Source organism: Cupriavidus necator N-1, from assembly GCF_000219215.1.
Classification (GTDB): Bacteria; Pseudomonadota; Gammaproteobacteria; order Burkholderiales; family Burkholderiaceae; genus Cupriavidus; species Cupriavidus necator.
In genome coordinates this window covers 693,648-706,124 of sequence record NC_015723.1, presented here as the reverse complement: position 1 = coordinate 706,124, position 12,477 = coordinate 693,648, and the positions used below count along the sequence as shown (strand labels likewise).

Genomic DNA, 12,477 nt, shown 5'->3' with positions numbered 1-12,477 from the left:
ACTGCCACCAGCCAATACCAGACACAGGATTTCACCGTGACCGCATTGCTTTCCACCTTCAGCCTGACCTCCCTGCCGCCGCACGCCGTGGCGTTCCGCGGCAAGGTGCGTGCCTTTCTCGATGCACACCTGCCCGCGCTGCCGCCGGAAACGCGCGCGCGCTCGTGGATGGGGTTCGATGCCGCCTTCAGCCGGGCACTGGCCGCGCGCGGCTGGGTCGGCATCACGCTGCCGGCGCAGTTCGGCGGCGCGGGCCTGGACCCGTTTTCGCGTTTCGTGCTGGTGGAAGAACTGCTGGCCTGCGGCGCGCCGGTGTCGGCGCACTGGATCGCCGACCGCCAGAGCGGCCCGCTGATCCTGCGCTACGGCAACGACGCGCAGAAGGCGCGCTACCTGCCGGCGATCAGCCGCGGCGAGGCCTTCTTCTGCATTGGCATGAGCGAGCCCAACTCCGGCTCGGACCTGGCCAGCGTGGCCACGCGCGCGGTGCGCCAGGCGGACGGCAGCTGGCGCCTCAACGGCCGCAAGATCTGGACGACCAATGCCGACCGCTGCCACCTCATGATCGCGCTGGTGCGCACCTCGGGCACGCCGCAGGACCGGCAGACCGGGCTGTCGCAGTTCATCGTCGACCTGCACGCACCGGGCGTCACGGTGCGGCCGATCCACGACCTGGCGGGCGATGCGCACTTCTCCGAAGTCACCTTCGACGACGTGGCGCTGGCCCCGGACACGCTGGTCGGCCAGGAAGGCAGCGGCTGGGAGCAGGTCAACGCGGAGCTGGCGTTCGAGCGCAGCGGCCCCGAGCGCCTCTATTCCAGCGTGGTGCTGCTCGACACCTGGCTCGACGCCATGCGCCGGCTGCCGCCGGCACGGCGCGACACGGTGACCGCGGGCCGGCTCGCCGGCCACCTGGCGGTGCTGCGCGCCATGTCGCTGGCCGTCACGTCGCGGCTCGCCGCCGGCGAAAGCCCGGTGGTGGAGGCCGCGCTGGTGAAGGACCTGGGCACAACCTTCGAGCAGTCGATTCCGGCACTGGTGGAAGCCGCGCTCGGCGATGAACCCGCGCTGGCGGCCGATGGGGCGCTGTACCGCACCCTGGCCTATGTCACGCAGATCGCGCCGTCGTACTCGTTGCGCGGCGGCACCCGCGAAATCCTGCGCGGCATGATCGCGCGCGGACTCGGCCTGCGCTGAATCCGCCTCCGTCGACCGCCATCCTGAACGAGATACCCATGCATAACGCCTACTCCGACGCCCTCGACGCGCTGCTGCGCGACTGCTGCCCGCCCGCCACCGTGCGCGCGCTGGAACAGCAGGCCGACCCGCAGCCGCTGTGGCAAGCGCTGCTGGAAAGCGGCTTTGCCGATTGCCTGCTGCCCGAATCCGCCGGCGGCGCCGCGCTGCCGCTGCGCGAGCTGGCGCCGGTGCTCTTTGTCACCGGCCGCCACGCCTTGCCGCTGCCGCTGGCGCAGACCATCTTTGCGCGCGCGCTGCTGCAGGCGCATGGCATCGCCCTGCCCGCCGGCCCGGTCGCACTCGCCGGCTTTGAAGACGGCGCCGGCGCGGCGCTGGTGGCCGACGCCCGCCATGCGCAGTGGTTCCTGCTGCAGGATGGCGAACGTTGCCTGCTGCTGGCGGCGGCCGACGCCCGCGCCGAAGCGACCGGCGCCCATCACGACCTGACGCTGCGCGTGCCGCGCCCTGACGCCTCGGCGCCAGCGGCCTTTGCACTGCCCGCCGGCACCCTGCGCACGCTGGGCGCCTGCCTGCACACGGCGCAACTGGCCGGCGCGCTGTCGCACGTGCTCGACCTCACGCTGCAGTACGCCAACGACCGCCAGCAGTTCGGGCGCGCCATCGGCAAGTTCCAGGCGATCCAGCACCAGGTCAGCGAGATGGCCGAGCACGTTGCCGCGGCACGCGTGGCGGCGCAGCTTGCCTGCGACAGCGGCACCGGCACGCCCGACCGGCTGCGCGCGGCCATCGGCAAGCTGCGCGCCAGCGACGCGGTCACGCCGGTGGCCGCCATCGCCCACGCCGTGCACGGCGCCATCGGGATCACGGAGGAATACGACCTGCAGCTCTATACGCGCCGGCTGCATGCGTGGCGCATGGCGGACGGGTCGGAGCGCTGGTGGAGCCGGGTGCTGGGCGAGGCGGTGTGCGCCAGCGCCGGCCGCAACGCGGTGGAGCTGGTGCGCGAATGGTGCGAGCCCGCGCCCGCCGCCTGAGCGGCGGGGCTTTAACCCCGGCAATTGCGGGATCAGGCGGCCAGGCTGAGGCCGCCGCCGTGTGGGCGGCGGTGGCGCCGTTCCGGCTTGCACTCGTACTTCAGCTCGGTGCGGCCGTCCTCGTAGGCCACCTCGAGCCGAACGGTGAAGCCCCACAGCCGGGTCACGTGCCGGATCACTTCGTCGAAGTTGTGCGCCAGCGGCCGGCGGTCGTTCTGCAGGTGCCGCAGCGTCAGCGAGCGGTCGCCGCCGACGTCGACATTGGTGACCTGGATATTGGGCTCCATGCTGGAGAGGTCATATTGCGCCGCCATCAGCTGGCGGATCGCGCGGTAGCCTTCATCGTTGTGGATCGCGGTGACGCGCAGCTTGCCTTCGCGGTCATCGTCCAGCACCGAGAACAGCTTCAGCTCGCGGATCACGCGCGGCGACAGGAACTGCAGCAGGAAGCTCTCGTCCTTGAAGTTGCGCATGGCAAAGTCCAGCGTCTTGCGCCAGTCGCTGCCGGCGAATTCCGGAGCCCAGCGGTAGTCCTCTTCGGTCGGGTTTTCGCACATGCGGCGCAGGTCCTGGAACATCAGGAAACCAACCGTGTAGGGGTTCATGCCGCTGTAGTAGGGGCTGTTGTACGGCGGCTGGTAAATCACGTTGGTATGCGCCTGCAGCAGCTCCATCATGAACGCATCGTTGACCAGCTTTTCCTCGTACAGCTGGTTGATGATGGTGTAGTGCCAGAACGTGGCCCAGCCTTCGTTCATGACCTTGGTCTGGCGCTGCGGATAGAAGTACTGCGCGATCTTGCGCACGATGCGCACGATCTCGCGCTGCCACGATGCCAGCTTGGGCGCGTTCTTCTCGATGAAGTACAGCAGGTTCTCCTGCGGCTCCGGCGGGAAGATGATTTCCCCCTCGGACGCGTCGTCGTCCGACGCCAGCGCATGCGGCCGGCTCTTGGGCAGGGTGCGCCACAGGTCGTTGACCTGCATCTGCAGGTAGTTCTCGCGATCGGCCTGGCGCGCCTTCTCTTCGGTGATGGACAGCTTCTTGGGGCGCTTGTAGCGGTCCACGCCGTAGTTCTGCAAGGCGTGGCAAGAGTCCAGCAGCAGTTCCACCTCGCGTTCGCCGTAACGCTGCTCGCACTCGGCCACGTAGTTCTTGGCAAACAGCAGGTAGTCCACGATGGCGTCCGCGTTGGTCCAGGTGCGGAACAGGTAGTTGCCCTTGAAGAAGGCGTTGTGGCCGTAGCAGGCGTGCGCGATCGTCAGCGCCTGCATCGGCATGGTGTTCTCCTCCATCAGGTAGGCGATGCAGGGATTGGAGTTGATGACGATCTCGTAGGCCAGCCCCATGTGGCCGCGCTGGTAGCTGCGCTCGGACGCCAGGAAGTGCTTGCCGTAGGACCAGTGGCTGTAGCCGACCGGCAGCCCTGCCGACGCGTAGGCGTCGAGCATCTGCTCGGCGGTGATGATCTCAATCTGGTTGGGATAGGTATCCAGCCCGAATTCGCCGGCGATGCGGGCGATCTCGCGGTCATACCGTTTGATCAGCTCGAAGGTCCATTCCGAACCCGTGGAGAGATAAGCCATCTTCGCCCCTTGTTGCCCGGGCAAGGCGCCAGACCCCTCCGGCGCGCACGGCATCGCCGCGCCGCGTGGTCCGCGTTGCCTCGCCATTTGCCTTCACTGTGGCCCGCCGCAAGGAAGGCCAGGACCGGCGCCACCCTATGCTGCGCGCTTCTGGAACAGGTCGTGCAGCACCGGGTAGATCTCGTCCGCGCCGATGATGCGCTGCATCGCAAAGTGGTCGAACTGTCCCTTGACCGTCAGATACTCTTCCCAGAGGTTCTGCGGCTCTTCCGATGCGACTTCAACATATGCATAGTACTGCACCAGTGGCAGGATCGAGTCGCGCAGCAGGCGTCCGCACAACTCGGAATCACCAGCCCAGTTATCCCCGTCTGACGCCTGCGCGCAGTAGATGTTCCACTGGCTTGGCGGATAGCGGTCGTGGATCACTTCCACCATCAGCTTCAGCGCACTGGACACCACGGTACCACCGGACTCGCGCGAGTGGAAGAAGTCTTCCTCATCGACTTCCTTCGCCACCGTGTGATGGCGAATGAACACGACGTCGATGCGCTCGTAGTTGCGCTTCAGGAACAGGTACAGCAGCATGAAGAAGCGCTTGGCCAGGTCCTTGCGGCTCTCGTCCATCGAGCCGGACACGTCCATCAGGCAGAACATCACCGCCTGGGCCTGCGGGCGCTTCTTCAGCACGCGGTTGTTGTAGCGCAGGTCGAGCTTCTCGATAAAGGGCACGCGGTCGATGCAGGCACGCAGGTGCCGCATCTTCTCCATCACCTCGAGCGTGCCTTCGGCATAGGGGCCGTCCTTTTCCAGCGCTTCGCTGTATTCCAGCTCCAGTTCGCGCAGGCGCTTCTGGTAAGGGCTGGACAAGGCGATGCGCCGCCCCAGCGAACTGCGCATGGTGCGCAGGACCGACAGGTTGGCAGGCGTGCCGTCGATGGAAAAGCCGGCGCGCACCTTGCGCACCTCGGCGATCTTGGCGAGGTGGCGCTTGGCCAGGTCCGGCAGCGCCATGTCCTCGAAGAAGAAGTTCAGGAAATCCTCGCGCGACAGCGTGAAGACGAAATCGTCTTCACCTTCGCCGCTGTCGCTGGCCCGCGAACCGGTCCCGCCACCGCCCTGCTGCTGGCGGTCGAAGGAATCACCCTTGACGAACTTCTTGTTGCCAGGGTGAATCCACTCGCGCCGCCCGCCCGGGCCGTGGTGGAAGATCGGTTCGGAGATGTCCTTGACCGGAATGGACACCTGGCCGCTCTGCTCGATGTCCATGATCTTCCGGCCGGACACCGCCTTTGCCACCGCCTGCCGTATCTGCTCGCGGTAGCGCTTGATGAAACGTTGCTGGTTGACGGCACTCTTGTTGCCGCCGTTCTCGCGCCGATCGATGACCGTAGCCATAAGTTGCCCTCGTTGAGAGACCTGTTCCGCGGCGCCGTTACGATGACTTTCTTACGCGCAGATACCACTCCACCAGAAGTCTCACTTGCTTGGGCGTGTACCCCTTCTCGACCATGCGGTTGACGAAGTTCTCGTGCTTGTCCTGGTCTTCGCGCGAAGACTTGGCGTTGAACGAGATCACCGGCAGCAGGTCCTCCGTAGTGGAGAACATGCGCTTCTCGATCACCATCCGCAGCTTTTCATAGCTGGTCCAGACCGGATTCTTGCCACTGTTGTTGGCCCGTGCCCGCAGCACGAAGTTGACGATCTCGTTGCGGAAGTCCTTCGGGTTCGAGATACCCGCGGGCTTCTCCACCTTCTCAAGCTCGTCGTTCAGCGCGTTGCGGTCGAGGATCTCGCCGGTGTTGGGATCACGGTACTCCTGGTCCTGGATCCACAGGTCGGCGAACACCACATAGCGGTCGAAGATGTTCTGCCCATACTCCGAATACGACTCCAGGTAGGCAGTCTGGATCTCCTTGCCGATGAACTCCACGAACGGCGTGGTCAGGTACTCCTTGATGTAAGACAGCAGCTTGGATTCCTGCTCCGGCGGGAACTGCTCGCGCTCGATCTGCTGTTCGAGCACATACAGCAGGTGCACCGGGTTGGCCGCCACTTCGGTGTTGTCGAAGTTGAAGACCTTGGACAGGACCTTGAACGCAAAGCGCGTCGACAGCCCGTTCATGCCTTCGTCGATGCCGGCGTAGTCGCGGTACTCCTGGTACGACTTCGCTTTCGGATCCACGTCCTTCAGGCTCTCGCCGTCATAGACGCGCATCTTCGAGAAGACATTGGAGTTCTCGGGCTCCTTGATGCGGGTGAGCACCGCGAACTGCGCCATCATCTTCAGCGTGTTGGGCGCGCACGGCGCGGCCGACAGCGAACTGCTGCGCAGCAGCTTGTCGTAGATCTTCACCTCGTCGGACACTCGCAGCACGTACGGCACCTTGACGATATAGATCCGGTCCAGGAAAGCCTCGTTGTTCTTGTCCGCCTTGAAGGTCGTCCACTCCGCCTCGTTCGAGTGCGCCAGGACGATGCCATCGAACGGGATCGCGCCGAAGCCCTCGGTGCCCTTGTAGTTGCCTTCCTGCGTTGCCGTCAGCAGCGGGTGCAGGACCTTGATCGGCGCCTTGAACATTTCAACGAACTCAAGCAGGCCGCGGTTGGCCAGGCAGAGCCCGCCGGAATACGAGTAGGCGTCCGGATCGTCCTGCGGAAAATCTTCCAGCTTGCGGATGTCGACCTTGCCGACCAGCGAGGAAATATCCTGGTTGTTTTCGTCGCCAGGCTCGGTCTTCGAGATCGCAATCTGCGACAGCACCGAAGGGCGCAGCTTGACCACCCGGAACCTGGTGATATCGCCGTTGAACTCGTGCAGGCGCTTGACCGCCCAGGGCGAGGCAATGGTGTTCAGATACCGGAGCGGAATGCCGTAGTCCTCTTCCAGGATCTTGCCGTCTTCCTCTGGCGCGAACAGCCCCAGCGGCGATTCATGGATCGGCGAACCCTTGAGCGCGTAGATGGGGATCTCCTCCATCAGCGCCTTGAGCTTTTCAGCGAGCGAGGACTTGCCACCGCCCGGGGGCCCGAGCAGGTAGAGGATCTGCTTGCGCTCTTCCAGGCCCTGCGCCGCGTGCTTGAAGAACGAGACGATCTGTTCGATCGTGTCCTCCATGCCGTAGAAGTCGCGGAAGGCCGGATAGATGCGGATGACCTTGTTGAAGAACAGGCGGGACAGCCTGGGGTCGTGGTGGGTATCCACCAACTCAGGCTGGCCGATGGCGGCAAGCATGCGCTCAGCAGCAGTCGCGTAGGCAGTCGGATCCTTCTTGCAGATCTCCAGGTACTCCTGGATGCTGTATTCCTCTTCCTTGCGAGCTTCGAAGCGCGTAGCGTAATGGCCAAAAATGTCCATACCTCACTCCCGTCAGAGTTCACGTCCGAGGCGTGCTACCCCTAAGGCTTCGCGCAACGTTCGCGGCACACCACCCCGGCCTGGCGACCTGTCATGTTGCGAAGTCTTTACTTCATCATAGTCAAATAACGGCGATGGTGGAGTCCGAGTTGACGAATCTTGCATCGATGCAACGGCTGTTTCGTTGCTGCATTTGCTGCATGTTTCGCTTCAGCTTTTGGCTGGATTTCCGCTCGGGCCTTGCCCCCGCACGCGACGGGCCATTGACCATGCTTGTGAAACACCTTACACCTTTCCCGCCATCCGTGCACATCCGGTTTTGTAACCATACGCACGAAGGCCGGCACTGGTGACGGCTTTCGTTTTTCCGCATTTTCTTACGCGTTTGCACGCACTAGCACGCGGACATTGCTGATAGCGGACGCATCAAAGCGTGCGCGCGACCAGCTCCTTCATGATCTCGTTGGAGCCGCCGAAGATCTTGCTCACGCGTGCGTTCGCATACATACGCGCGATCGGGTATTCAAGCATGTAGCCGTAGCCGCCGTGCAACTGCAGGCACTCGTCGATGACCTGGCAGTTCTGCTGCGTGCACCACCACTTGGCCATGGCGGCCGTGGCAGCGTCGAGCTTGCCGTCCATCAGGCGCAGCATGCAATCGTCGACAAAGGTCGCGGCAATGGTGGCGACCGTCTTGCACTCCGCCAGCTTGAAGCGTGTGTTCTGCAGATCGGCCAGCGGCTGGCCGAACACCTTGCGCTGGCGCACGTATTCGGTGGTCAGCTCGATGGCGCGCTGCATGGTCGCCACGGCACCGAGCGCAATGATCATGCGCTCTTGCGGCAGTTGCTGCATAAGCTGGTAGAAACCCTGCCCTTCCTGCGTGCCCAGCAGGTTGGCGCACGGCACCAGCACGTCGTCGAAGAAGAGCTCGGCGGTGTCCTGCCCTTTCTGCCCGATCTTCTCGAGAATGCGCCCACGACGGAAGCCCGGCAGGTCGCGCGTCTCGACCATGACCAGCGACACGCCGCGCGAACCGGCTTCCGGATCGGTCTTGGCCACCACGCAGACCAGGTCGGCGTGATACCCGTTTGTGATAAAGGTCTTTGCACCGTTTATGCGATAGCAGTCCCCGTTTTCGGTCTGTTCGCGCACCGCGCGGGTGCGTATCGCTTTGAGGTCAGAACCGGCGCCAGGTTCCGACATGGCAATGGCCGCCACCATTTCGCCGCTGGCCATTTGCGGCAGCCATTTCTTCTTCTGCGCTTCCGTGCCGTAGTTGAGCAGGTAATGTGCCACGATGCCGCTGTGCACATTATTGCCAAGGCTGGTGCAGACGGCGCGCGACATTTCCTGGGTGATGACGGCCTCGTGGGCAAAGGTGCCGCCACCGCCGCCGTATTCCTCGGGGATGCTGGCGCACAGCAGCCCGATCTGGCCGGCGCGGCGCCAGACCTCGCGGTCGATATAGCCCTGGTCGGCCCAGCGGGCCTCGTTGGGCGCCAGTTCGCGCTCGATGAAGCGACGCACGGTTTCCTGGAACATCCCCAGGTCTTCGGTCATCCAGGGGGTCTGGCGTACGGCGGGCGCCGTGTGCTGGTCGTGGGATCCCATATGGTGTGCGGATATCAGGGTAAACGAGAGGAAAAACAGGCGCGCGACGCCGTCCGGCTGGCGCCCGCCTATATAAGTAAACGACGGCAGCTGGATGCTGCGGGGCAGCATGACCGGCGCCGCCGCTCAGTCCGGCCAGCGGTAGCGCAGCGGCTGCTTGGCCATGAAGCGGTCGGCAGCCTCGCGGCGATAGGCGGTCGAGAAGGCAATGCCCTGCCCGTCCGCCTCCATCGCCAGCATGGTGTGCAGGTCCTGGTTCAGCGAGGCGTTCAGTGCCTGCTTGGTCAGGCCCACCGCCACCGGCGAGGCCTCGGTGAAGGCCTGCGCCAGCGCCCGCGCGCGTTCCTGCAGGCTGTCCGCCGGCACGATTTCCATGACGATGCCAAGGTCTTGCGCGGCCTGGGCGTTCAGCTCGCGCATCGAGAACATCAGCGCCTTGGCCCGCTGCAGGCCGATCATCCGCGGCAGCGTGTAGAGCACGCCACAGTCGGGGATCAGCCCCATGCGCAGGAATGGCAGCCCGAAGCGCGCGCGCGGCGTGGCCAGGATGATGTCGGCCGTCAGCGCCAGGCTGAAGCCCGCGCCATAGGCCGCGCCGTCCACCGCGGCGATGACCGGCACGTCGAGCTGGATCAGGTCTTCCAGCCAGCCGTGCACCTTGTGCAGGCGCTTGCGGCCCTGCTCGGCGTTGATCTCGACCTGCATCGAGCTGATGTCGCCGCCCGACGAGAAATCGGTGCCGGCCGCGGTCAGGATCAGCGCGCGCACGCTGTCGTCGGCGCGTACCCGGCGAATCACTTCGCCGATCTCGTCGCGCATCGGCAAGGACAGCGCGTTCTTGCGTGCCGGCGAGTCCAGCGTCAGCGTCGCGACGCCGTCCTCGACGGCAAAGCGGATGGTTTCCATCGGTGGGCTCCAGGGGGGCGGGTTTCAGTCGAGCTGGATATTGGCGTCTCGCACGATCCTGGCCCACTTGGGGGTGTCGCCGGTGACCACGGCTGCCAGTTCCTGCGGCGTGGACCCGACCGGCTGCAGGCCCATGCCGGCCAGCTTCTGCGTCACTTCGGGCAGGCGCACGATGCGCGCGGTCTCGGCCGCCAGCTTCGCCGTCACATCCTTGGGCGCATTGGCCGGCAGGAACAGCCCGTACCAGCCGTTGGGCTCGAACCCCGGCAGGCCCAGTTCAGTGAAGGTCGCCACATTGGGCAGCGCCTTGTAGCGCTGGGTGCCGGTGATGCCGAGGATCTTGAACTTGTTGCTGCCCAGGTACGGGTTGGCCGAGGTCACATCGACAAAGGCGCTGTCCACCTGGCCGCCGAGCAGGTCGCTCATCAGCGGCGCCGCGCCCTTGTAAGGGATGTGTACGAGGTCGATGCCTGCCTGCTGCTTGAGCAACTCGCCGTGCAGGTGCGACGAGGTGCCGTTGCCGTAGGACCCATAGCTGAGCTTGCCGGCCTTGGCCAGCGCCAGGAACTCGCGCATATTGCTGGCCGGCACGCGGTTGGGCACCACGAACAGATCGGACGACTTGGCGATCAGCGAGACCGGCGTGAAGTCCCTGGCCACGTCGTACGGCGTGCGCTTGTACAGGGCCGGCGACTGGATCAGCGCGGTGATCGCCAGCAGGATGGTATAGCCATCCGCCGGCGCCTTGGCGACGGTGTCGTTGCCCAGCATGCCGCTGGCGCCGGGCTTGTTTTCCACCACCACCGGCTGGCCCAGGCTTTCGGCCAGGCGCTGGCCGATCAGGCGGCCCACGGTGTCGGTGCCGCCGCCGGCCGGGTACGGCACGATCATGCGGATCGGCTTGCCGGGATACGGCTGCTGCGCGAAGGCGCTGCCCGCGCCGCCGAGGATGGCCGCGCCGGCCAGGGTGCCGGCCTGTGCCAGCCAGTTGCGTCTGCTTTGCTGCATGCTGTCTCTCTCTTTGCTGAATTCGCCGCTGGCGTCACGCGCTCGGGTTGTCCGCCTGCATCTCGCGCTCCTGCAAGGCGCGCCACAGGATCTTGCCGGTGGCCGACTTGGGCAGCGCATCGACCACGTCGACGATGCGCGGCACCTTGTACGCGGCCATATGCTCGCGGCACCAGGCCATGATGCGTTCGGGGTCGGCTTCGGCCGTGCCGCGCGCTTCCGGGCGCAGCGCCACGACGGCCTTGACGGTCTCGCCGCGGCGCTGGTCGCGGGCGGCGATCACGCAGGCTTCGTGGATGGCCGGGTGCCCGTACAGCAGGTTCTCCACCTCCGCCGGCCAGACCTTGTAGCCGGACGCGTTGATCATGCGCTTGAGGCGGTCGCGCATGAAGAAGTAGCCTTCCTCATCCATGAAACCGAGGTCGCCGGTGCGCAGGAAGCGCTTGCCGCCGATCTCGATGAAGGTGGCCGCGTTGGCTTCCGGGTTGTGCCAGTAGCCCTGCATCACCTGGCCGCCGTGGACCACGATCTCGCCGGTCTCGCCGTGGGGCAGTTCCTGCAGCGTCTCGGGATCGACCACGCGCGCGTCCACGCCGAAGGTGGCGATGCCCAGGCATTCGCGCTTGGGCTGGTTGCGCGGGTTGGACAGGATGAAGGCCGCGGTCTCGGTCATGCCGTAGGCCTCGACGTAGGGCAGGCCGAAACGCTCCTGCAGCATATTGGCCACCGCTTCGGGCATGGCCGCGCCGCCGCCGCCCACGTAGGCCAGGCTCGACAGGTCACGCGCATCGATGCCCGGCTGGGAGAAGAAGTCCACCATCATCGCCGGCGGCGCGCCCCAGACCGAGACGCGGTAGCGCTCGATCAGGTCCGCGGCCAGCGCGCGGTCCCAGCGCGGCATCAGCACCACGGTGGCGCCCAGGTAGAGCGGCGAGTTCATGCAGTTCTGCATGCCCAGCAGGTGGAACATCGGGGCCACGGCCAGCACCACGGATTCGGGTGTGGCGCCGCGCCAGATCACCGATCCGGCCGCCGCGGTCATCAGCGTGCCGTGGCTATGCATGCAGCCCTTGGGATGTCCGGTGGTGCCGGAGGTATAGGCCAGCATGCACAGCGTGTCGTAGCCGGCCTGGTGCGGCAGCGGCCGGTGCCCGGCGGCGCTGGCCGCGTCCCAGGCCACCGGCATCGCGCCGGACGGCGCAGCCTGCGGCGCGGGCAGCGGTTCGCGCAGCCAGGCCGGCACCGCCAGGCCGCCGTCGTCGCGCAGCATGCCGGCATAGTCGTGCAGGATCACATGGCGCAGCGCCGGGCCGTGCAGCGGCGCCACGCGCTGGTACAGCTCGCTGCCGGCAAAGGCCGCCACCGCGCTGCTGTCCTGCACCACATGGGCAAGTTCGACCTCCAGCCACATCGGGTTGGCCGGGACCACCACGCCTTCGGCGCGCAGGATCGCGTAGTAGGCAATGATGAACTGCGGGCAGTTCTGGCTGAACAGCAGCACCCGGTCGCCCGGCTGGATGCCGCAGGCCTGCTGCAGGTAGCCCGCCATCCGCTCGATCTCGTCCTGCAGCTGGGCGTAGGAGATCGCGGTGCCGAAATACTGGATCGCGGTCTTGTCCGGATAGCGGTGCGCCGCCGCCTCGACGTTGTAGAACAGGCTGGTGCGCGGCGTATGCAGCGCGGCCGGCAGGCCGGGCGGCCAGGCGGGGGAACGGAACGGCTGATTGGTACTTGTAGCAGGCTTCATTTGCAGCAATCGATACGGGTCAGT

The 12,477-nt window shown here is 65.8% G+C and carries 9 protein-coding genes; 2 read left to right on the top strand and 7 right to left on the bottom strand.

The annotated features are described in order from the left end of the window. Nucleotides 1-36 precede the first annotated feature (36 nt). Together CNE_RS21315 and CNE_RS21310 are read left to right on the top strand one after the other, a co-directional pair. Nucleotides 37-1,197, top strand: a complete 1,161-nt coding sequence (locus tag CNE_RS21315; RefSeq protein ID WP_013952346.1) for an acyl-CoA dehydrogenase family protein — start codon at nucleotides 37-39, stop codon at nucleotides 1,195-1,197. A 38-nt stretch (nucleotides 1,198-1,235) separates the two neighbouring features. After that, nucleotides 1,236-2,234: an acyl-CoA dehydrogenase family protein gene (locus tag CNE_RS21310; protein WP_013952345.1), complete on the top strand. Its 999-nt coding sequence runs from the start codon at nucleotides 1,236-1,238 to the stop codon at nucleotides 2,232-2,234. A gap of 32 nt (nucleotides 2,235-2,266) precedes the next feature. On the opposite strand, the gene CNE_RS21305 is transcribed toward CNE_RS21310, so the two are convergent. The 7 genes from CNE_RS21305 to CNE_RS21275 form a co-directional block, all read right to left on the bottom strand. Beyond that, nucleotides 2,267-3,820 (bottom strand): SpoVR family protein, encoded by a 1,554-nt coding sequence (locus CNE_RS21305; RefSeq protein ID WP_013952344.1) that lies wholly within the window; start codon nucleotides 3,818-3,820, stop codon nucleotides 2,267-2,269. A 135-nt stretch (nucleotides 3,821-3,955) separates the two neighbouring features. Then, the gene (locus tag CNE_RS21300; protein ID WP_013952343.1) at nucleotides 3,956-5,218 is read right to left on the bottom strand and encodes a YeaH/YhbH family protein; all 1,263 of its coding nucleotides are present in this window, start codon (nucleotides 5,216-5,218) and stop codon (nucleotides 3,956-3,958) included. A gap of 37 nt (nucleotides 5,219-5,255) precedes the next feature. After that, nucleotides 5,256-7,178, bottom strand: coding sequence for a PrkA family serine protein kinase (locus tag CNE_RS21295; protein ID WP_013952342.1), 1,923 nt, complete (start codon nucleotides 7,176-7,178; stop codon nucleotides 5,256-5,258). A 426-nt stretch (nucleotides 7,179-7,604) separates the two neighbouring features. Beyond that, nucleotides 7,605-8,792: an acyl-CoA dehydrogenase family protein gene (locus CNE_RS21290; RefSeq protein WP_041228807.1), complete on the bottom strand. Its 1,188-nt coding sequence runs from the start codon at nucleotides 8,790-8,792 to the stop codon at nucleotides 7,605-7,607. Between the two features lie 126 nt (nucleotides 8,793-8,918). Beyond that, a complete protein-coding gene (locus tag CNE_RS21285) occupies nucleotides 8,919-9,698 on the bottom strand; it encodes an enoyl-CoA hydratase/isomerase family protein (RefSeq protein WP_013952340.1) in 780 nt (259 codons plus the stop codon). 24 nt (nucleotides 9,699-9,722) lie between these two features. Next, nucleotides 9,723-10,706 (bottom strand): Bug family tripartite tricarboxylate transporter substrate binding protein, encoded by a 984-nt coding sequence (locus CNE_RS21280; RefSeq protein WP_013952339.1) that lies wholly within the window; start codon nucleotides 10,704-10,706, stop codon nucleotides 9,723-9,725. A 34-nt stretch (nucleotides 10,707-10,740) separates the two neighbouring features. Then, a complete protein-coding gene (locus tag CNE_RS21275) occupies nucleotides 10,741-12,453 on the bottom strand; it encodes a long-chain fatty acid--CoA ligase (protein WP_013952338.1) in 1,713 nt (570 codons plus the stop codon). Nucleotides 12,454-12,477 lie beyond the last annotated feature (24 nt).

What these genes read in the sequence shown, in the direction of transcription:
- CNE_RS21310 (WP_013952345.1), top strand. Translation starts at nt 1,236, where the DNA reads ATGCATAACGCCTACTCCGACGCCCTCGACGCGCTGCTGCGCGACTGC.
- CNE_RS21305 (WP_013952344.1), bottom strand. Translation starts at nt 3,820, where the DNA reads ATGGCTTATCTCTCCACGGGTTCGGAATGGACCTTCGAGCTGATCAAA.
- CNE_RS21300 (WP_013952343.1), bottom strand. Translation starts at nt 5,218, where the DNA reads ATGGCTACGGTCATCGATCGGCGCGAGAACGGCGGCAACAAGAGTGCC.
- CNE_RS21295 (WP_013952342.1), bottom strand. Translation starts at nt 7,178, where the DNA reads ATGGACATTTTTGGCCATTACGCTACGCGCTTCGAAGCTCGCAAGGAA.
- CNE_RS21290 (WP_041228807.1), bottom strand. Translation starts at nt 8,792, where the DNA reads ATGGGATCCCACGACCAGCACACGGCGCCCGCCGTACGCCAGACCCCC.
- CNE_RS21285 (WP_013952340.1), bottom strand. Translation starts at nt 9,698, where the DNA reads ATGGAAACCATCCGCTTTGCCGTCGAGGACGGCGTCGCGACGCTGACG.
- CNE_RS21280 (WP_013952339.1), bottom strand. Translation starts at nt 10,706, where the DNA reads ATGCAGCAAAGCAGACGCAACTGGCTGGCACAGGCCGGCACCCTGGCC.
- CNE_RS21275 (WP_013952338.1), bottom strand. Translation starts at nt 12,453, where the DNA reads ATGAAGCCTGCTACAAGTACCAATCAGCCGTTCCGTTCCCCCGCCTGG.